Below are 18,402 nucleotides of genomic sequence, written 5' to 3' on the forward strand. Positions count from 1 at the left end.
CCGTCGCCATGGGCCTGACGGTGTTCGAAATCCCGTCGGGGGAGCGCGGTTGCGCTTCCGCGCCGAGGGGTCAACTGCCGGGCGCCTGGCCTACGTAGAGGCCGAGTACGGCGAGCAGTTGGAGGGGAGCGGGGTCGGCCGCTGTAAGATCCCCGCCACATCACAGTGGGGGGATCATGGAAAACGGCACAGCACAGACGGTTGGCTCAGCGGCGAGACGAGGGCCCAATCCTTGGATCGTCCTCTGCCTTGTACTGGCCTCGGTGGTTCTCGCCCTCGGCGGGTTCCTCACGGGGCGGGCCGCCGCGACCGGCGACGGTGACGACAAGGGTGGAGAGGACTGTCCCAAGCTTCAGAAGGTCGCCGAGAAGCTGCGGGGGGAAGTCCAGCGGCTCGAAACCGTCGAGGATGAAGATGACGCATGGCTCTTCAACCTCCGTACACGTGCCTACCTCATCAAGGAGAACCCCGGCTGCTTCCCCGCAGAGGCAGTCGCCAAGGCCCTGGCCACCCTGGACCAGTACAAGGGCGCCTGAGGACCAAGGCCGCAGACGTCCCTGCGTCGGTTCCGGTACCTGCCCCCTGCCGCCTAGAGGAAGCTGACGTTCTGGGCCAGGGCGAGGCGGCCGGAGTAGTTGATGGTGTTGGTCGCCGGACGCATGTACGCACGCCAGGCGTCGGAGCCGGACTCGCGGCCGCCGCCCGTCTCCTTCTCCCCGCCGAACGCGCCGCCGATCTCGGCACCGGACGTACCGATGTTGACGTTGGCGATGCCGCAGTCGGAGCCCTCGGAGGACAGGAAGAGCTCGGCCTCCTGCTGGTCCCGCGTGAAGATGCTGGAGGAAAGCCCCTGCGGCACGTCGTTGTGCAGCGCGATGGCCTCCTCCAGGGTGTCGTACGTCAGGACGTACAAGATGGGGGCGAAGGTCTCCTGGCGTACGACGTCGCTCTGTTCGTCGACGCGTACGACGACGGGTTCGGCGTACGCGGCCCGCGGCGCCGCATCCGCCAGGCGCCGGTTGCCACCGGCGAGGATCTTGCCGCCCTGTGCCTGTACGCGGGAGAGCGCGTCCTGCATGCGGTCGAGGGCGGTGGCGCAGATGAGCGGGCCGACCAGGGTGTGCTCGTCGAACGGGTCGCCGATGGGGAGCTTGGTGTAGGCGGCCGTCAGGCGTGCGACGAGGGTGTCGGCGATGTCGCGGTGGACGATGAGGCGGCGCAGCGTGGTGCACCGCTGGCCCGCCGTGCCCGCCGCGGAGAAGACGATGCCCCGCACCGCGAGATCGAGGTCGGCCGAGGGCGCCACGACCGCCGCGTTGTTGCCGCCGAGTTCGAGCAGGCTGCGCCCGAACCGGGCCGCCACGCGCGGGCCCACCTCGCGGCCCATGCGGGTGGAGCCGGTGGCGCTGACGAGCGCGACACGCGGATCGTCGACAAGTCGCTCGCCCACCGTGCGGTCACCGAGCAGCAGCCGGTGTACGTCACGGGGTGCGCCGACCTCCTCCGCGGCCTGGGCAAGCAGCCGGTCGCAGGCCAGGGAGATCAGCGGGGTCAGCTCGGAGGGCTTCCACACCACGGTGTCGCCGCAGGCCAGCGCCACCGCCGTGTTCCACGACCAGACCGCCGCAGGGAAGTTGAACGCGGAGATCACCCCGACCACGCCCAGCGGATGCCAGGTCTCGGCGAGACGGTGGCCGGGGCGCTCGGAGGCGATGGTGCGGCCGTAGAGCTGGCGCGAGAGGCCGACCGCGAAGTCACAGATGTCGATCATCTCCTGGACCTCGCCCAGCGCCTCCGAACGGATCTTCCCCGCCTCGATGGTGATCAGGTCGGCCAGATCGCTCTTGTTCTCGCGCAGCAACTCGCCCAGGCGGTGCACGAGTTCGCCCCGGCGCGGCGCCGGGGTGGCACGCCAGCCGAGGAACGCCTCGCGAGCGGCGGCGACCGCGTCATCGGCGTCGGCGGGGGACGCCGCGGCCAGGCCGAACAGATCCTCGCCGGTGAGGGGCGTACGCGCCCGGAAGTCGCTGCCCTCCGGGACCGTCACGCCGACCTGCCGCAGGCTCGCGAGGGCGCGGGCGCGCAGGTCGTCGGTGCTGGGCAGGGCGGTGGTGGTGCCGGTCATGGTGCTCCCTGGGTGAGGTGTATGGGGGCGTGGGGATGGAGGGAGGGTCAGTGGTGCGTGCTGCCCGGGTGCCGGTCCACGTCCAGGCCGAGCTCACGGCCGACCTGGGCGATGGAGAGACTCTGCTGGTCCCCGTACAGGACGAACGGATCGAGAACTTCGCGCTCGATGGCCCCGGAGAGCCAGTCGCTGTCGTACGCGGCACCTTCCTGCTCGGTGTCGCGGGAGCCTTCGCCGCTGAGATTGGACTGGAAGATGCCGGCCGCTGAGCGCGGCAGGAAGTCCTCGTAGACGACGGGCTCGGCCCGCACCCAGCCACGGCGCTCCAACTCGGCGATGGTGGTGGGCGGTTGGGTGCCGTTGCGCGGGCGGTCTGGGACGGTGCGGTAGGTGAAGTAGGCCAGCTCCCGCGCGGCGAGTTCGCGCTCGGTGGCGGGGACGTGCGCGGCCCACAGCGTGCGGGCCAGTGCGGTCCGGTCGGCCGCGGGGCGCCGGGCGGCCTCTTCGTCGACGAGGGTGAGCAGCCGGTCGTAGAGCGCACGGCCCGCGGGGGTGAGGGCGACACCGCGGGCCTCGACCTCGCCGAACCGCACCCGCAGCGCGCCGCGGGTCACGCTGCCGTCGGCAAGGCGCAGGGCGCGAGGTTCGGCGAGGGCCCGGAACGACGTCTGGCGAAGGAGCAGGTCGGGGCCCTTCCAGCCGGGCGGGCCTTGGATGGTGTCGATCATCTCGATGCCGCGGTCGGCCATCCGCCGGTACAGCTCGTCGATGTCCAGGACGCGCGGGGTGAGGTGGTTGATGTGGGTGGAGCGGACACCGCCGATGTCCGCCGCCACCGCGGAGACCCGCCCGAGCTCTTCGTACCAGGCCTTGTCGATCGGCTCCGAGGACAACTCGAAGGCCTGGACGGCGAGATGGAGGAACTGCTCGGCTTCCGCCTCGGACAGCTCACGCCGCTCCTCGGCCCGGTCGGCCAGCGCGAGCAGCTCCGGTGGGAACAGCTCGCGCCCGGCCAGGAACGTCTCCAGCCGGGCGCGCAGGTCGGCGTCGAAGAAGCGCGGATCCGCGGGCGTGAGCAGCGAGGTGAAGACCCGGAAGGGATTGCGCGCCAACTCCTCGGCGCCCACCGGCCGAAACGCCGTCGAGACGACCGGCACCGCGCTCGCGGCCGCCTCCCGGAGATCGTAGAAGCCGACGGGCCGCATGCCGAGGGCGCCGAAGATCCGCGCGACGTGCCGCAGTTCGGTGGGGGTGCCCACGCGGATGGCGCCGTGCCGTTCCGCGGTGACGCGGCTGATGGATCCGAGCCGTTCGGCGTCGGCGCCCCGAGCGCGCAGAGTGTCCTCGTTGACCTCGCGCGAGACGTCCACGAGGGTTTTGTAGGCGGGGACTTCACGCCCGTACATCTCCGAGAGCCGTGCGGCGAAGGCGGCCCGCAGCTGCCACTGGCTGATCATGGAAGGTCTGCCTTTCGGACGACGTGTGCCTGGGCTTTCATACGACGTGTGCCTCGGGACGGACCGCGTCCCCGGCCCCGCCCCGGAAGCGATCGGCGCTCATCGGCGCGACGTCGACGCACGGCTCGCGCTCCAGGTGCAGGTCGCGCACGATCTCGCCGACGGCCGGGGCCTGGAGGAAGCCGTGCCCCGAGAATCCGGTGGCGTACAGGAAGTTGGGCAGCTCGCCGGAGCGCCCGATCAGCGCGTTGTGGTCGGGCGTGACCTCGTAGAGGCCGGCCCACCCGCCGGTGACCGCCATCGCGGCCAGGGCGGGGGCGCGATGGCGTACGACGTCCCGGAACAGGTCCAGCCACTCTGGGGTCCACGTGGTGTCGAAGCCGTCGGCCTGGCGGGGGTCGGCGAGGCCGAACAGCAGCCCGTCGTCGCTGTTGTGGAAGTACGCCGATGAGGTGAAGTCGATGGTGAAAGGGATCCGTGGGGCCGACGGCGAAAGCCTCTCGGTGAAGGCGAGTTGGCGGCGCACCGGCCGCACCGGAAGGTCCACGCCGACCATGGCGGCGATCCGGCCGGACCAGGCGCCCGCCGTGCAGATCACCGTGGAGCAGGCGACGGTGCCGCGGTCCGTGTGCACGGCGTCGACGCGGTCGCCGGTGGTGCCCATGCCGGTGACACGGGTGTGCGTGGCGAAGCGGACGCCCGCCCTGCTCGCCGCGTCGGCGTACCCGTGCACGACCAGGCCGGGCCGGGCGTGCCCGTCGGCGGGGGAGTGCACGGCGGCCACGAGGCCTTCGGTGCTCAGATACGGACACAGGCGCCGGGCCTCGTCGGGGTCGACCATGCGGCTCGGCACGCCCAAGCCGTTCTGCAGCCGCACGCTCTCGGCGAACCGCGCGGCCTGCCGCTCGCCGGTGAGCAGGAAGAGATAGCCCACGGTGTCCAGCCGGATGTCCGCGCCGGGCCGGTGCGCGAAGTCCTGGAAGGCGCGGAGACTGCGCAGGCCGAGCTCGATGTTGAGCGGGTCGGAGAACTGGGCGCGCACGCCGCCGATGGGCTTTCCCGAGCTGCCGCAGGCGAGCTCGCCGCGTTCGACGACGACGATGTCGCGCACCCCCGCCTCGGCGAGGTGGAAGGCGATGGACGCACCCATCACACCCCCGCCGACGATCACGACATCGGCGGTCGGCGGCAGGTCGTGGAAGGCGGGGCCGGTGGTGGGACGCGAGCCGGGAGACGGATGCGAGCCGGTGGCCGGACGCGGTGAGGAGGACAAGAGGCCGATCCCTTCCAGAGGCCGGCGCCCCGGACCGAGGGGCCTGAAGAGGCGTCAGTTCACGGGTGCGGCACGGACCGTCAGTAAGTCGCGGGACTCTGATCAGCTAGCTGCCCGTCATCGTGACGCAACCCGACCGTTGACGTCCATGAACAGTTTCTGCTCCTGATCTTTGACGGTCTCTATACGGTCGACGCATGGACTGGACGAGTTCGCAGCTGCGGTCCCTGGTCGAGCTGACCCGGCGCGGCACCATCACCGCTGTGGCACAGGCCCTGGGCTACACCCCGGGCGGCGTCTCGCAGCAGATCGCCGCGCTGGAGAAGGCCGCGGGGACCCCGCTGCTGCGCCGGGCGGGCCGCCGGGTGGAGCTCACCGAGGCCGGGGCGACGCTGGCCCGGCACGCCGAGCGGATCCTGGCCACGGAGGCCGAGGCCGTCGAGGAGCTGGAGCGCGGCTGCGGGGAGGTCTCCGGGACCCTGGTGGTCGGCCTGTTCGCCACGGCCGCCGCCGAGATCCTGCCGCCCGCCCTGCGTCAGATGTCCGCGGCCCACGGTGAACTGGCAGTGCACAGCCGTGACATGGACGTGGACGAGGTGTACGACGCCGTCGCATCGGGAGGCGTGGACCTGGCGCTCGGTCTCGACTACCCGGACGTGCCGATCCCGCGCGACGCGTCGCTGCGGGTGACCCGCTTCTGCCGGGAGCGCTTCGCCCTCGCGGTGCCGACCGGCTGGATGGACGGCCGCGACCGGGCCGCCCTCGCCGACACCCGTGACCTGCCGTGGATCCTGCCGTCCGCCGACAGCTACTACGGCCGCGCGGTGCGCACCGCCTGCCGCCGCGCGGGGATCGAACCGGACGTGCGGCACGAAGTCACCGACACGGCGGCGACCCTGGCCCTGGTGGAAGCGGGCATCGGTGTGAGCACGGTGACCGAGCTGATGCTCGGCCTTCGCGCCTCGCGCTTCGACGTGGTGCGGCTGCGCGAGCGGATCGAGCGGCACGTCGTCGTGGTGTGCCGCGCCTGCGCCGAACGCCGTCCGGCGGTCGCGGCCCTGGTCGAGGTCTTGCGGACGGTGGCCGACCAGCGCCGCGACCCACGCGCCTGAGCCCGCACACCGCGGGCCGGGACATCACCCCTGGCGCAGGGCCAGGACCAGGTCGCGCGGCAGACCGTGGGTGTCGTGGAGATAGTGCAGGTCCTCCTCGTCCAGCGGCCCCTGGAACCGGGGCCGGGCCAGCACCTGCCGGCCCCGCTCCAGGAGCTTCCTGAACCGCCGCTCCTCCTCGATCAGCACCCGGCGCACATCATCGGGATCCACGTCCTGGCGGAAGTGGTCCAGCGTGTGCTCGGCCAACTCGTTCGGCAGATCGACGAGTTCACGCGAAGGGTCACCCCGCCACAGGACGGTGAGCATCCGGCGCACGAGTCGGCGCAGCACATAGCCGCGGCCGGTGTTGGCCGGGCGCACCCCGTCGCCGATCACCACCATGGCCGACCGCAGATGGTCGCAGACGAGCCGCAGGGACGGCTCGTCCATCCGCCACAGGGTCGGTACGAGTCGGCGCCAGGGGTCGAAGAGGTCGCCTTCGAACACCGACGTACGTCCCTGAAGCAGCGAGGCCAGCCGCTCAAGGCCGAGCCCGGTGTCGATGTTGCGCTGGGGGAGCGGTACGAGCGACCCGTCGGTGAGCCGGCGGTGGCGCATCATGACGTGGTTCCACACCTCCACCCAGCGGTCGTCGCCGGTCGGCGTCGATTCCGGCGGGCTGTCGCCCATCCACAGAAAGATCTCCGAGTCGGGGCCGCAGGGACCGGTGGGCCCGTTCGACCACCAGTTGTCCTCGACGGTGAGCTCCACCGGCACACCGCGTTCCTGCCACAGCTCGAGCGAGTCGGTGTCGGGCCCCACCTGGTCGTCACCGCCGAACACGGTGGCGTGCAGCAGCCGCGGGTCGATGCCGAACCCGTCGGTGAGCAGCCGGTAACCCCAGTCGAGACTGCGCGGGCCTTCGTAGTCGCCGAGCGACCAGGTGCCGAGCATCTCGAAGACGGTCAGATGGGTGGAGTCGCCGACCTCCTCCAGATCCGTGGTGCGCAGACAGCGCTGCACATTGACGAGCCGTTTGCCCAGGGGATGAGGCTGCCCCTCCAGGTACGGGGTGAGCGGATGCATGCCCGAGGTGGTGAACAGCACCGGGTCCCCGGGCGGCGGCAGCAGGGTCGAGCCTGTGATGCGGCGGTGTCCGCGCTCCTCGTAGTACTCGACGAACGTGCGGCTGACGTCCTCGGTGGTCAGCTTCCGGGTGGGCGTCTTCTCGGTGTACATGGGTGGCTCCTTCGCGTACGTAGCGGGAGGCACCGGACAGCGGGTCCGTACACCGGGACCGGGCGGGGGAGCCACGGAAAAACCACCGGGGACCGTGTCCGGTCGCCGGTGGAAAGGGGGAATACGTCAGGCGGCGGCAACCGGCGAGCTGGTCGCTCGCGCGGTCGCGGTGGAGTGTGAGCCGGTGACGTTCATAGGGCCGAGGGTAACGCGCGCAGATCCGGGGAGCACATGATTTTCCGCCGTGCGGTTTCCGGTCCCCGCACGGTCCGCCACGGCCACCCCTGTCGCTTCACCTGTTCAGTGGTTGTGCCGCTGCGGTGGGCCCGGCGTGTTCCGGTCGTACTCCACGGCCCAGGCCATACCGCCCGTGAGCACCTCGGCAGCGGGCCATCGCCTGCTGAGGATTTCGGTGAGCAGCGGGTCCGGGCTGGACTTGATGTGGGGCGTGCGGCGTTTGCCGTACGTCGGCACGTCGACGCCCGCGAGTAGCGGCAGGCGCAGGAGTCGACTGCCCCATGGATCGAGCTCACTCGCCAGACGGCCCTCGAACTGCATCTGGTCGAAGGGCAGCTTGCCGGACCCCACGGCCATGAAGTGCCTGAAGACCTCCGGGTCCAGCGAGACCCACACACCGATGGTGGTCGTTCGCCCGTCGACAAGGCCGATCGGCAACAGCGCGCGGGCAAAGCCGCCGATGTTGTCGGTGATCACGACCGCGTCCGAAGCGAACCGGACGTGACGGCGGTAGTCCTCGCCGTCCATCTCCAGGACGGGCTGCGGAAGCTCCAGGTCGAATCGCGGGTCCGAGACGTCCAACTCGCCGCTGCAGCAGGCGCACGGCGGCGGACTCATGTCGGCCGATCCGCTCCTCTTCGTCCTGCGCCATATCCCCATGAGGGCACAGTCAAGCAGGTGCCCTCCACACAGGTCGATGTGGAGCTGGACCCCTCAGGGGCGGCGCCCCCACGCGGAGATCAGCGGGGACGTGGTGAGGTCGAGGCGGCCCGCGGTGACGTTCGCGAGGTGCCGGTCGATCTCCTCGTCGGTCGCGAGCCCCGCCCCGACCAGCCGGTCGCGCACCTGGCGGACCGTCGCCGCCTCAAGGACGTCGCAGGCCGGTGACGTGACGGGGAAGTAGGCATCGGCGGCCACATCGGTCAGCCCCGCCTCCCGCAGTAGCCGGGGGACCTTGCGTCCGTACGCCAGGTCGGCACCACGAGCCGCCAGCAGCGAGCGGAAACCGGTCCGCAGCCTGTTGGCCAGGGCCTGCTCGGGCCCGTACTCGTCCAGGCAGATCAGCGGCTGCGATGCGGGATCGGCGTCTTCCACCAGCAGCCACCCGCCCGGCCGCAGCGCGGCGACCATCGCGCGCAGGGCCCGCTCCCTGTCGGTCACGTGCACCAGCACCAACCGGGCGTGGACGAAGTCGAAGCCGCTCACCGGCGGCTCGTCCCGGCCCACGTCGTGCCGCAGCACCTCGATGACTCCTCCCGCCGCTCGGGAGGCCCAGGAGGTGTCGATGTCGGTGGCCAGTACGCGCCCGGCCGGCCCGACCCTGTCGGCCAGCCACGTCACCACCGAGGGGCCGCCCGCACCGACCTCCCAGCACTGCCATCCCGAGGTGATGCCCAGGGCCTCGATGTGCCGGAACGTGGTGGGGTCGAAGAGCTCGCCGAGCGCGTCGAAACGGGTGCCCGCCTCGGACTGCGCGTTGTCGAGGAGGTAGCCGCCGTTGTCGTGGGGGTCCGGTGCGGAGCGCGTCATGAGGTGATTGTCCTCCTCCTGTACGGCCCTTTGGAGCCGCACACCCGTCACTCCTCCACGTCACCTAGTGACATACTGGCGCTTGAAGACACCAACCGAGGACGGGTGACAAGACACCATGGCGACGGAGGCGACGGAGAAGCGCAGTGGGGGAGGGATGAGCGAGCAGCGGCGTGCGCGGCTGCGGCTCGAGATCTCCCGGGAGGCGGCGCGCCTGTTCTGGGAGCAGGGGGTCGCGGCCACGAGCGGCGATCAGATCGCGGAGGCCGTGGGCCTGTCCACGCGTACGATCTGGCGGCACTTCCGCAGCAAGGAGAGCTGCGCCGAGCCGATCGTGATGCGCGGCGTCGTCACCCTGCTGAGCGTGTTGCGCAGCTGGCCCCCGCAGAGCTCCCTCGAGGACCACCTGGCCACCGCGTTGGCCGGGCTCGGCGACAAGGCGCCCGTCGATCTCGCCGACGAGATGCTCGCGATGAAGATGATCCGGCTCGCCGACACCGAGCCGCCGCTGCGCACGGCGTGGCTGATGGCCTGTGACCGGACCGAACAGGAAATGTGCGTGATCATCGGTGGCCGCCTCGGGCGGCCGGTCGATGATCTGGAGGTGCGGATGCATGCCGCGGCAGCCGCCGGGGTTGTGCGGGTCCTCGACGAGCACATCGGAGCCGCCATCCTCGCCGACGCCGATCTCACGGAGTTCGCGGACCTGCGGGCCGTCTCGCGGCGCTACGCCCACGCGATCCGCACGGCGACCGGCGGAGTCGTCGGCGACCCCGTCGCCTGAGACGTCCGGCCCCGAGCCGAGCGGTGCCCGAGCCGGGCCGAGGCGAACCGAACCGACGACGCGGCGGCCTCAGCTCTGCAAGGAGGTGTGCATGTGGCGAAACCGGTCGAGGGAACGGCGGCGCATCCACAGTGCCCAGAGGCAGAGCCCGATCAAGCCGCCGGCGGAGACCAGTGGAATGGCCAAGGAGCCGGTGGTCGCGCCGAGGACGAGCATGCCGACGGCGAGCAGGAGCATGGAGCCCAGCCAGAAGGGCAGCCACCGGCGTCCGCGCTCGATCTGCCCCAACTGCTGGGCGACGAGCCGCCGCATGGTCGCCCTCTCCGCGGGCTCCCTCGGCACCTCACGGTGACGGATCTTGCGGTTGAGCTCGACGATCCCGCGCGCGTCGGTGCCGGCCGCGCGGCTGGCCCTGCGCCGCTGCACGGCCACGAACGTGATGATGGCGGCGGTGTAGAGCACGCCCTGAATCACCCACACGACCGGATGCTCGTTCCGGCGGAACAGCGCGGCGAAACCGACACCCAGTGGGAAGAGCAGGATGGCCTGTGCGGTCAGACTTCGGTCGAACCAGCGCTTGAAGGCGCGCACGGCACGTACCTCCTCGGAATCGACGAATACCGCAGTCGCCCCTCCGAGTACCCCGCAACAGCCGCGCCATGAACGCTACTTGGCATGCCCGCACCGCACGCCCGTGAACTGACGACGTGATCCACAGCGACACAACTGCGCCTACCGCGAAGCTCGGGCCGGGGGTATCGCGCGGACGGTACCCCCGGCGACATGAGCGGGCGTCAGTCCTGGTGGACGACGTTCGTGCCCGGACCACCGGAGAGGGTGTCCTGGCCGGCGCCGCCGTACAGCTTGTCGTCGCCGCTGTTTCCGTAGATCGTGTCGTTGCCGCTGTCGCCGTACAGGGTGTCGTTGCCCTTGCCGCCGTAGAGGTAGTCGTCGCCGGCCCCGCCGCGGATCGTGTCGTTGCCGTCGCCGCCGGACAGGCTCTGCCTCTCCGCGCCGCCCTGGATCACGTCGTTGCCCGCGCCGCCGTCGACTGCGCTCTCGGCGCCGTTCGAGTAGATCGTGTCGTTGTTGTTGCCGCCCTGCGCGATGCTGCCCTCGCCGGCGTGGATGGTGTCGTTGCCGTCGCCTCCGAGCGCCACCCCGGCCACACCCACCGAGAGGCTGTCGTCGCCCTCTCCTCCGCTGACGGAGTTGCCGTCGACGTCCCCGGTGTGGGTCCAGGTGTCCTTGCCGAGACCCAGGTCGGCCGAGGCGAAGTAGTACGCCTGGTCGGTGGTGTTGTCGTAGGCGACGGTGTCGTCGCCGTCGCCGAGGGCCAACTTCAGCGTCGCGTACGGGTCCTGGGTCTCCAGAGTGGCGACCGCGCAGGAGACCTTGGTGCGGTCAGCGCTGTCGGGGTAGGAGCAGCCGTCTCCCGCACGGACCGGAACGGCATCGTCGATCACGTAGGTGATCTTCTCGGTTCCGGCGGACTTCGACGCGGTGACGGTCACCTTGTTGGTCTGGCCGGAGGCTGCCGTGTAGAGAATCCCGTGATCGCTCTCACTGAACGCGGCACTCGCCTCCGGCACCGCGGCAGCGGCGGCCCCCGCCAGAAGGAACGGACCGGCCAGCCCGGCGCCGAGAGCCAGCGTCACCGCCGAAGCGGTTCGGAGGACCCGGCGGCTGATGAGGTGAGAGGGCTGAGAGGGCATTGCATTACCTCCGTGCGATGTATGTGGTCCTTGCAATTACGTGTGACCGCCGGAGTTTGCCGTTGGTTGTAATCATCCTTTTGAGAAAGGCGTCGGCGAATTAGTGAAGCGTCGGGGCCAAGTGCCCGCTGACCAGCGGCGTTTGACGGCGCATCCGCGGCCCGCCAATTCCCTTTAAGGCGCGGTTGGGCTGAAATTCATGAGGGTGAATCAGCAGGAAGAGGAGTTGAGTTGGGCATGGGTGGCACCGACAGCACTCGGAGCATCGCTGGAGCCGCCGATGACGATGCCGCCGACGACGTCGGGATGTGGGTGACCGCCGACGGTCACATCCGCCAAGAGCTGTTGGCCAACGGCCGCTACGACGAGGCACGCGGCGACCGGCGCAGCGCGTACACCGGCCGGTACACGGTGACCGGCAGTCACCTGGACTACGTCGACGACGCCGGGTTCACCGCGACCGGCGACATCCGGGACGGCGTGCTCCACCAGAAGCACCTCGTGCTGTACCGGGAAGGGGCGTCGCTGTGACGCGGGCCGCCCACCCCTGGTGGCTCGGCATGAAGGCGGCCATGCCGCTCCTGCGCGCCACCGGCAGGACCGCCGCGGTCGAGTACGCGCGGCAGGGCGTGTGCGTCAACTCGCAGCACCCAGGGGCGATCGCCACGCCGATGATCCAGGAAGTCCTGGACGAGCAGGGTGATTCGCAGCCGGACATCCGGCGTACCCCGATGCGCCGGGCCGGTCGCGCCGACGAGATCGCACCGGCCGTCCTCTTCCCCGCCCGCGACGACTCCTCGTCCGTCACCGGCTCTGAACTCGTCGTCGACGGAAGGCTCACCGCGTACTGAGCAGCCGATCGCCTACTGCGGCTTGGTCGCGATCTGGATCAGGTTGCCGCAGGTGTCGTCGAAGACGGCGGTGGAGATGGTGCCCATGTCCAGGGGCTCCTGGGTGAAGTGGACGCCGAGGTCGCGCAGGCGCTCGTACTCCGCCTGCACGTCGTCGACGGCGAACTGGGCGAGAGGGATGCCGTCCTTGGCGAGCATGTCGCGGTAGGGCTTGACGGCCGGGTGGCCGGCGGGCTCGAGGAGGAGCTCCGTGCCGCCGAGCTCGTCGGGCGAGACGACGGTCAGCCACCGGTCCGTCCCGGCGATCGGGACGTCGTGCTTCGTCACGAAGCCGAGGATCTCGGTGTAGAAGGCCAGGGCCTTGACCTGGTCGTCGACGAAGACGCTGGTCAGATGGATCTTCATGGGGTGCTCTCCTCCGGTGGGGGTGTGCCGGGCACGGGCCATCGCTCGACGATCTGCCGCAGCGGGGCCGTGTTCAGGTCGTGGAACTTGTAGCGGCCCTCCCGCCTGGTCTCGACGAGCCCGGCGGCCTCCAGTACGGCCAGATGCTGGGAGACCCCCTGTCGGGAGATGCCGAGCTGATGCCGCATGCTCAGCCGCGAGCAGATCTCGAACAGTGTCTGCCCGGACTTCTCCGTGAGCTCGTCGAGGATGATGCGGCGGGTGGAATCGGCCAGGGCTTTGAAGAGTTCGTCGGCCACGGCCCCATGATAGGCAAACGTTCACTTGCCTATCAAGTCGAGCGTCGCCTTCCGCTTCTCCCGTGGTGGGAGTGGCGGCCGTACCTCAGTCCAGGTCGGACATGTCCAGTACGAAGCGGTAGCGCACGTCGTTGCGCCGCAGGCGGTCGAGGGCCTCGTTCACGCGGGATGACGGGAGCAGTTCGATGTCGGCGGTGATGCCGTGCTCGGCGCAGAAGGCCAGCATGGCGGCGGTCGCGGGCCTGCCGCCGCTCCCCGCGGAGCTCAGTCGCTTGCGGCCGATGAGCAGGTCGGTGGTCTCCAGGGTGATGGGTCCGAGGTGCCCGAGGTGGCTGAGTGTTCCGTCCATCGCGACCAGGCGCAGGTAGGGCCCCAGGTCGTGCGGGACGGCGATGGTGTCGATGACGACGTCGAACCGGTCGCGGGCGGCGGCCATGTGGTCCTCGTCGGTGGAGACGATCACATCGTGCGCGCCGAGGCGGCGCGCGTCGTCGGCCTTGTCCGGTGAGCGGCTGATGACCGAGGTCTCGGCGCCCAGCGCCACGGCGATCTTGACGGCGAGGTGGCCGAGTCCGCCGAGGCCCGCCACGGCGACGCGGGTACCCGGCCCCACACCGAGGGCGTGCAGCGGTTCCCAGACGGTGATCCCGGCGCAGAGCAGGGGAGCGGCGGCGGCCGGGTCGAGGCCAGGGGGAAGGTGGTAGGCGAACTCCGATCGGACGACGTACTCGCGGGAGTAGCCGCCCTGGGTGGTCGAGCCGTCGTGGCGGTCGGCCCCGCCGTAGGTCAGCGTCGGGAACGCGTGGCAGAAGTTCTCCTGACCGGCCCGGCACATGGCGCAGGTGCCGCACGAATCGACGATGTTGCCCACCGCCACCGCGTCGCCCACGGCGAAGCCCGTGCCCTCGGAGGCCTCGGAGCGCCCGGGGACCTCGGAGCCCGTCTCGGTCACCACGCCCGTGAACTCGTGCCCCGGCACCAGAGGCTCGCCCGCCTCGCCGTCCTCGCGGGATTCACGCGCTTGGACGGCGTGCAGATCGGTGTGGCAGACCCCGCAGTAGTCCACCCGGATCGCGAGGTCGTCGGGCCGCAGGTCGCGACGCTTCAGCGGAGCCCGGCGCAGCGCCGTCGCCGCGCCGTCGGCCTGCCAGCTCACGGTGGTCCTCATGGGATATCTCCTTAGACAGACTGTTCGGTCTATTTGGAGAGTAGGCGCCTGCGGCTCGCCAGGCAAACCAACTGTTCTGTTTGGTAGCCTGACCGGCATGGCCGACCAGCCCTTGACCACCCGCGGAGCAGCGACCTACCAGCGCATCCTCGACGTGGCGACCCAGGAATTCGCCGAACACGGGATCGCGGGAGCGCGCATCGAGCGGATCGTGGCCGCCGCGCGCACCAACAAGGCGCAGCTCTACGCCTACTTCGGGAACAAGGAAGGGCTCTTCGACGCCATCTTCTTCGGCTCGCTCGAGCGGATCGTGAACGTCGTACCGATCGACGCCACGGACCTCGCGGACTGGGCGGTGCGTCTCTACGACGAATACCTGCGGCGTCCCGATCTCATCCGGCTCGCCACCTGGGCGCGTCTTGAGCGACGCCCCACGGGCCACCTGGTCGACGACCCCGACCGCCTCGACGACCGCAAGCTGCGCGCCATCGCCGAGGCACAGGCCGCCGGTCTCGTGCGCGCGGGTGACCCGTTCGACGTGATGGCCATGGTCATCGCCATGTCCATGGCGTGGTCACCGGTCAGCAACGTCTACGCGGCGACCGCCCAAGAGCCGCCCCAAGTGCACGAGCGGCGCCGGGCCCTGCTCCTTGAGAGCGTCCGCCGCGCCTTGGCGAGCGACTAGGGCTCGGATGGCCACGCGGCCATCCGGTCATGCGCCACGTGGCCATGTGGGTGTCTGCCGTAGGGCTGTTGTCGGTTGTCGATTGTCGGGGGCTGTCGGACCGCTGTCGGTGGCCTGTCGGCGGGGCCTGACACCTTCCGGGAACGGCCGCCGGACATCACTGGGCGGCCCTGATCCGAAGGAGCCACCATGCCCACCCCCGTCACGATCATCGGCGCCGGACTCGGCGGCCTCACGCTGGCCCGCGTCCTGCACGTCCACGGAATCCCGGTCACGGTCTACGAGGCCGAGTCCTCCCCGACGGCACGCACCCAGGGCGGGATGCTCGACATCCACGGCTACAACGGGCAACTCGCGCTCGAAGCGGCCGACTTGATGGACGAGTTCCGCGGCATCATCCTGGAGGGCCGCCAGGCCATGCGGGTCTTCGACCCGGACGGCACCCTCCTGCACGAGATGGCCGACGACGGCACGGGCGCACGCCCCGAGGTGCAGCGAGGCGAGCTGCGACAGATTCTGCTCGACTCGCTCCCCGCCGGTACCGTCCGGTGGGGGCACAAGGTCAGCGGCACCCGCACCCTCGGCGGTGGCCGCCACGAGGTGACGTTCGCCGACGGCGCCACCGTCGTCACCAACCTGCTGGTCGGCGCCGACGGCGCGTGGTCACGGGTCCGGCCGCTGCTCTCCGCCGCCACACCCGCGTACGTCGGCCAGTCGGTCGTCGACACCTACCTGTTCGACGCCGACAACCGGCACCCGGTCGCCGCGAAAGCGGTGGGCGACGGGGCCCTGATCGCACCCACTCCGGGCAAGGAGATCTTCGCTCACCGCGAGAAGGGCGACACACTGCACGCCTACATCGGGCTGTTCGAGCCGCTGGACTGGTTCGACGCCATCGACTTCGCCGATGCCGCCGCGGCCACCGCGAGGATCGCGCAGGAATTCGACGGCTGGGCGCCGGAGCTCACCGCGCTGATCACCGACACCGACGTCCCGCCGGTCCTGCGCCCCCTCTACGCTCTGCCGGCCGAGCACCGCTGGGACCGGACCCCGGGAGTGACGCTGCTCGGCGATGCCGCCCACCTCACGGCCCCGAACGGCGAAGGCGCCAACCTGGCCATGTACGACGGCGCCGAACTCGGTAAGGCCATCGCCGCGCACCCCGACGGCATCGAGCCCGCGCTCGCCGCGTACGAACAGGCCATGTTCGCCCGCGGCGGTGAGCCCGTCACCTTCGAAGGAGTCGAGCTCCACGGGATGGACTCCGAGGACAACACGGCGCAGGCCATGCTCAAGATGCTCAGCGAGCTTGGCCGACAGGCGACTTGAGCCGTGACGGGGGTGCTGCCGTTGTCAGGGGATCCGGACCAGGTGCACCGCCGTGCTCGCCCAGTCGCCGGACGGCAGCTCGGGCAGCAGGCCGTAGTCGCTCAGCACCGCCGCGGAATGCACCGCACCCGTGCGGGTGTCACGGTAACGGGCGCGGGGATCGAGGCCGGTGAGGCGCAGCGGCGGCCGTGGGGAGCCGTGCCGGGGAGCCCGCTGCCACACGAGGAGCAGGGCCTCGCCGCCATCCGTCGCCGTGTACTGCACCGCTGCCGGACCGTCGTCGACCGGCCCGCGCGGCCGGTGCAGGGTCCCGTGCTGCACGAGGTGGCGCACGCGCTTGTACTCGGCCACCAAGGCCGCTCCCTCGGCCAGTTCCTCCTCGGTCCAGCGGGTCAGGTCGCCGCCGAGACCGAGGACCCCGGCCATGGCGACATGGAAGCGGTAGCGCAGCGGCATCGACCGGCCGGTGAGGGGGTTGGGCACGTCGGTCACCCAGGCGGCCATGGTCCGGGCCGGATAGATCTGGCCGTAGCCGTGCTGGATGAACACGCGGTCCGCCGCGTCGGTGTTGTCCGAGGCCCACGCCTGGTCGGTGCGGGAAAGGATGCCCAGATCGACCCGGCCGCCACCGCCGCCGCACGCCTCGATCCGCAGGCCGGGGTGGTCGGCGCGGAGCCGGTCGACGACGTCGTAGAGGTTGTGCACGTACGCCGTCCACACGCTCTCCGTACCGTCGCCGTCACCCTCACCGTCGGCCCGGTCCGGCCAGCCCGCCTCGCTGAACGCGCGGTTCATGTCCCACTTGAGGAAGTCGATGCCGTGGTCGCCCACCAGGCGGGTCAGCCAGCCGTACGCCCAGTCCGCGACGTCACGGCGCGCGAAGTTGAGCACCAGCTGGCTGCGCAGCTCGGTGCGGGTGCGGTGCGGGAAGTGCAGCACCCAGTCCGGGTGCCGGCGGTAGAGGTCGCTGTCCGGATTGACGCTCTCGGGCTCCACCCACAGCCCGAACCCCATCCCGAGCCGGTGCACCTCGCCCACCAGCGGCGCGAGCCCCTTGGGGAAGCGGTCCGCTGACGGCGTCCAGTCGCCCAGCCCGGCGCCCTCGCCGCGGCGTGCGCCGAACCAGCCGTCGTCCATGACGTAGAGCTCCGCGCCGAGCGCAGCCGCGCGGGCCGCCAGGTCCATTTGACCGGCCTCGTCGACGTCGAAGCCGGTGGCCTCCCACGAGTTGTAGAGGACCGGCCGTATCTCCTCGGGGTGGGGCAGGACGTGGGCGAGGACGTACGCGTGCCAGGCGCGGCTCGTCGCGCCGAAACCGCCGTCCGCGTAGAGACCCGCGTGCCGTGGCGTGGTGAACTCCGCACCAGGGGCCAGGGGTTGAGCCATGCCGTCGTGCCCGGCGCCGCCGGTGAAGCCCGCCCGGCCGTCGGGGGTGCGCTGCACGGTCACGCGCCAGCTGCCGCTCCAGGCCAGGGCCCCGCTCCACACCTGGCCGTGGTCCTCGGTCGCGTCGCCCGCGTCCAGCATCACCCAGGGGTTGGCGTGATGGCTGGTGATGCCCCTGCGGCTGGTGAGCACCGTCTCGCCGAACGGGACGCGGTCCCGGTGCAGTTGGGTCTCCGCGGACCACTGGCCCGTGACATGACTGAGCCGGTAGTCGTCCCGCGCCGGAAGCGTCCACGCGGCGGAGTCGGCGCGCAGCAGCGTCACGGCCTCCTCGCCGGTGTTGCGCAGCACGGACCAGCGCTCGATGACGTCGCTGTCGTCGTGGACGCGGTAGTGGAGGGTGATCCCCAGGGGGTAGTGCCGGTCGCGGAACTCCAGGGCCAGTTCGGCCGATCCGGGCGCCGGTTCGTGGACGCGGTGGCCCGACGCCTCCCATTCGAAGGCGCGGGTGCCGTCGGCAAAGCGGACCTGGAGCGATGGGGTCCCGTACCGTGCCCCGCCGTCGACGGGCAGTTCCTCGCCGACCGGGGAACGCCCCTCGAAACTGCTGGCGGGCGGGGCCGGGGGAGTGACGAGCTCCTGCGCCTCCTCCAGGGTCAGCCGTGGTCCCCACGCGAGGTGGCAGGGCGCTGCGGACTCGTCGATCCGGAGCGCGTACGACGTGCGCGGAGTGCAGAGCAGCCAGACCCCGGTCTCAGGGGCGAAGGAGATCACAGGCATGGATCCTCACGTTCAGAGAGCGCCTTGAGAACATGCGGCAGCCAA

18 protein-coding genes and 1 pseudogene are annotated in these 18,402 nt (G+C 70.8%); 7 read left to right on the top strand and 12 right to left on the bottom strand.

Annotated elements, in window-relative coordinates; translation table 11 throughout:
- Positions 1-263 precede the first annotated feature (263 nt).
- Entirely contained in the window at positions 264-536 is a 273-nt protein-coding gene (locus ACFUPX_RS12090; protein WP_383319958.1) for a hypothetical protein, read from the top strand.
- Positions 537-589: 53 nt separating this feature from the next.
- Here the strand turns inward: ACFUPX_RS12090 and ACFUPX_RS12095 are convergent, their stop codons facing one another.
- The 3 genes from ACFUPX_RS12095 to ACFUPX_RS12105 are packed head-to-tail and all read right to left on the bottom strand — an operon-like array spanning position 590 to position 4,774.
- Positions 590-2,125 (bottom strand): aldehyde dehydrogenase family protein, encoded by a 1,536-nt coding sequence (locus ACFUPX_RS12095; RefSeq protein ID WP_383319960.1) that lies wholly within the window; start codon positions 2,123-2,125, stop codon positions 590-592.
- A gap of 47 nt (positions 2,126-2,172) precedes the next feature.
- On the bottom strand, positions 2,173-3,582 hold the full coding sequence (locus ACFUPX_RS12100; protein WP_383319962.1) for a 2-oxoadipate dioxygenase/decarboxylase family protein: 1,410 nt from the start codon (positions 3,580-3,582) through the stop codon (positions 2,173-2,175).
- A 37-nt stretch (positions 3,583-3,619) separates the two neighbouring features.
- Positions 3,620-4,774 (bottom strand): NAD(P)/FAD-dependent oxidoreductase, encoded by a 1,155-nt coding sequence (locus ACFUPX_RS12105; RefSeq protein ID WP_383320048.1) that lies wholly within the window; start codon positions 4,772-4,774, stop codon positions 3,620-3,622.
- A gap of 278 nt (positions 4,775-5,052) precedes the next feature.
- On the opposite strand from ACFUPX_RS12105, the gene ACFUPX_RS12110 reads away from it, so the two are divergent.
- Positions 5,053-5,967 carry a LysR substrate-binding domain-containing protein gene (locus ACFUPX_RS12110; RefSeq protein WP_383319964.1) on the top strand — a complete coding sequence of 305 codons (915 nt, stop codon included), beginning with the start codon at positions 5,053-5,055 and terminating at the stop codon, positions 5,965-5,967.
- Positions 5,968-5,991: 24 nt separating this feature from the next.
- Here the strand turns inward: ACFUPX_RS12110 and ACFUPX_RS12115 are convergent, their stop codons facing one another.
- The 3 genes from ACFUPX_RS12115 to ACFUPX_RS12125 all read right to left on the bottom strand — a co-directional run bounded on the left by ACFUPX_RS12115 (position 5,992) and on the right by ACFUPX_RS12125 (position 8,955).
- Positions 5,992-7,188 (bottom strand): alanine--tRNA ligase-related protein, encoded by a 1,197-nt coding sequence (locus ACFUPX_RS12115; protein ID WP_383319966.1) that lies wholly within the window; start codon positions 7,186-7,188, stop codon positions 5,992-5,994.
- A 300-nt stretch (positions 7,189-7,488) separates the two neighbouring features.
- The gene (locus ACFUPX_RS12120) at positions 7,489-8,043 is read right to left on the bottom strand and encodes a DUF2199 domain-containing protein (protein WP_383319968.1); all 555 of its coding nucleotides are present in this window, start codon (positions 8,041-8,043) and stop codon (positions 7,489-7,491) included.
- A 96-nt stretch (positions 8,044-8,139) separates the two neighbouring features.
- Entirely contained in the window at positions 8,140-8,955 is an 816-nt protein-coding gene (locus ACFUPX_RS12125) for a methyltransferase domain-containing protein (protein WP_383319970.1), read from the bottom strand.
- A 157-nt stretch (positions 8,956-9,112) separates the two neighbouring features.
- On the opposite strand from ACFUPX_RS12125, the gene ACFUPX_RS12130 reads away from it, so the two are divergent.
- The gene (locus ACFUPX_RS12130) at positions 9,113-9,739 is read left to right on the top strand and encodes a TetR/AcrR family transcriptional regulator (RefSeq protein WP_383319972.1); all 627 of its coding nucleotides are present in this window, start codon (positions 9,113-9,115) and stop codon (positions 9,737-9,739) included.
- 69 nt (positions 9,740-9,808) lie between these two features.
- Here ACFUPX_RS12130 and ACFUPX_RS12135 read toward each other — a convergent pair whose 3' ends face one another.
- Positions 9,809-10,330, bottom strand: coding sequence for a hypothetical protein (locus ACFUPX_RS12135; protein WP_383319974.1), 522 nt, complete (start codon positions 10,328-10,330; stop codon positions 9,809-9,811).
- 203 nt (positions 10,331-10,533) lie between these two features.
- Positions 10,534-11,397, bottom strand: coding sequence for a calcium-binding protein (locus tag ACFUPX_RS12140; RefSeq protein ID WP_383319976.1), 864 nt, complete (start codon positions 11,395-11,397; stop codon positions 10,534-10,536).
- Between the two features lie 294 nt (positions 11,398-11,691).
- Between ACFUPX_RS12140 and ACFUPX_RS12145 the strand changes: the two genes are divergently transcribed.
- Together ACFUPX_RS12145 and ACFUPX_RS12150 are read left to right on the top strand one after the other, a co-directional pair.
- The gene (locus ACFUPX_RS12145) at positions 11,692-11,985 is read left to right on the top strand and encodes an Atu4866 domain-containing protein (RefSeq protein ID WP_383319978.1); all 294 of its coding nucleotides are present in this window, start codon (positions 11,692-11,694) and stop codon (positions 11,983-11,985) included.
- A 20-nt stretch (positions 11,986-12,005) separates the two neighbouring features.
- A pseudogene (locus tag ACFUPX_RS12150) lies at positions 12,006-12,305 on the top strand (SDR family oxidoreductase); the annotation flags it as partial.
- A gap of 12 nt (positions 12,306-12,317) precedes the next feature.
- Here the strand turns inward: ACFUPX_RS12150 and ACFUPX_RS12155 are convergent.
- The 3 genes from ACFUPX_RS12155 to ACFUPX_RS12165 form a co-directional block, all read right to left on the bottom strand.
- Positions 12,318-12,710, bottom strand: coding sequence for a VOC family protein (locus ACFUPX_RS12155; protein ID WP_383319980.1), 393 nt, complete (start codon positions 12,708-12,710; stop codon positions 12,318-12,320).
- Positions 12,707-13,009 (bottom strand): ArsR/SmtB family transcription factor, encoded by a 303-nt coding sequence (locus tag ACFUPX_RS12160; protein WP_383319982.1) that lies wholly within the window; start codon positions 13,007-13,009, stop codon positions 12,707-12,709. Before ACFUPX_RS12160 ends, ACFUPX_RS12155 begins: the two co-directional genes overlap by 4 nt.
- Positions 13,010-13,094: 85 nt before the next feature.
- Entirely contained in the window at positions 13,095-14,177 is a 1,083-nt protein-coding gene (locus tag ACFUPX_RS12165; RefSeq protein WP_383319984.1) for an NAD(P)-dependent alcohol dehydrogenase, read from the bottom strand.
- A gap of 97 nt (positions 14,178-14,274) precedes the next feature.
- On the opposite strand from ACFUPX_RS12165, the gene ACFUPX_RS12170 reads away from it, so the two are divergent.
- Positions 14,275-14,862 (top strand): TetR family transcriptional regulator, encoded by a 588-nt coding sequence (locus tag ACFUPX_RS12170; RefSeq protein WP_383319986.1) that lies wholly within the window; start codon positions 14,275-14,277, stop codon positions 14,860-14,862.
- A gap of 189 nt (positions 14,863-15,051) precedes the next feature.
- On the top strand, positions 15,052-16,191 hold the full coding sequence (locus tag ACFUPX_RS12175; protein ID WP_383319988.1) for an FAD-dependent oxidoreductase: 1,140 nt from the start codon (positions 15,052-15,054) through the stop codon (positions 16,189-16,191).
- A gap of 24 nt (positions 16,192-16,215) precedes the next feature.
- Here the strand turns inward: ACFUPX_RS12175 and ACFUPX_RS12180 are convergent, their stop codons facing one another.
- On the bottom strand, positions 16,216-18,357 hold the full coding sequence (locus tag ACFUPX_RS12180) for an alpha-galactosidase (protein ID WP_383319990.1): 2,142 nt from the start codon (positions 18,355-18,357) through the stop codon (positions 16,216-16,218).
- Positions 18,358-18,402 lie beyond the last annotated feature (45 nt).

Source organism: Streptomyces sp. NPDC057302, assembly GCF_042667685.1.
GTDB lineage: Bacteria > Actinomycetota > Actinomycetes > Streptomycetales > Streptomycetaceae > Streptomyces.

Excerpts from the sequence above, each read along its gene's own strand:
- ACFUPX_RS12095 (WP_383319960.1), bottom strand. The coding sequence starts at position 2,125 with ATGACCGGCACCACCACCGCCCTGCCCAGCACCGACGACCTGCGCGCC.
- ACFUPX_RS12100 (WP_383319962.1), bottom strand. The coding sequence starts at position 3,582 with ATGATCAGCCAGTGGCAGCTGCGGGCCGCCTTCGCCGCACGGCTCTCG.
- ACFUPX_RS12110 (WP_383319964.1), top strand. The coding sequence starts at position 5,053 with ATGGACTGGACGAGTTCGCAGCTGCGGTCCCTGGTCGAGCTGACCCGG.
- ACFUPX_RS12115 (WP_383319966.1), bottom strand. The coding sequence starts at position 7,188 with ATGTACACCGAGAAGACGCCCACCCGGAAGCTGACCACCGAGGACGTC.
- ACFUPX_RS12120 (WP_383319968.1), bottom strand. The coding sequence starts at position 8,043 with ATGAGTCCGCCGCCGTGCGCCTGCTGCAGCGGCGAGTTGGACGTCTCG.
- ACFUPX_RS12125 (WP_383319970.1), bottom strand. The coding sequence starts at position 8,955 with ATGACGCGCTCCGCACCGGACCCCCACGACAACGGCGGCTACCTCCTC.
- ACFUPX_RS12130 (WP_383319972.1), top strand. The coding sequence starts at position 9,113 with ATGAGCGAGCAGCGGCGTGCGCGGCTGCGGCTCGAGATCTCCCGGGAG.
- ACFUPX_RS12145 (WP_383319978.1), top strand. The coding sequence starts at position 11,692 with ATGGGTGGCACCGACAGCACTCGGAGCATCGCTGGAGCCGCCGATGAC.
- ACFUPX_RS12155 (WP_383319980.1), bottom strand. The coding sequence starts at position 12,710 with ATGAAGATCCATCTGACCAGCGTCTTCGTCGACGACCAGGTCAAGGCC.
- ACFUPX_RS12165 (WP_383319984.1), bottom strand. The coding sequence starts at position 14,177 with ATGAGGACCACCGTGAGCTGGCAGGCCGACGGCGCGGCGACGGCGCTG.
- ACFUPX_RS12170 (WP_383319986.1), top strand. The coding sequence starts at position 14,275 with ATGGCCGACCAGCCCTTGACCACCCGCGGAGCAGCGACCTACCAGCGC.
- ACFUPX_RS12175 (WP_383319988.1), top strand. The coding sequence starts at position 15,052 with ATGCCCACCCCCGTCACGATCATCGGCGCCGGACTCGGCGGCCTCACG.
- ACFUPX_RS12180 (WP_383319990.1), bottom strand. The coding sequence starts at position 18,357 with ATGCCTGTGATCTCCTTCGCCCCTGAGACCGGGGTCTGGCTGCTCTGC.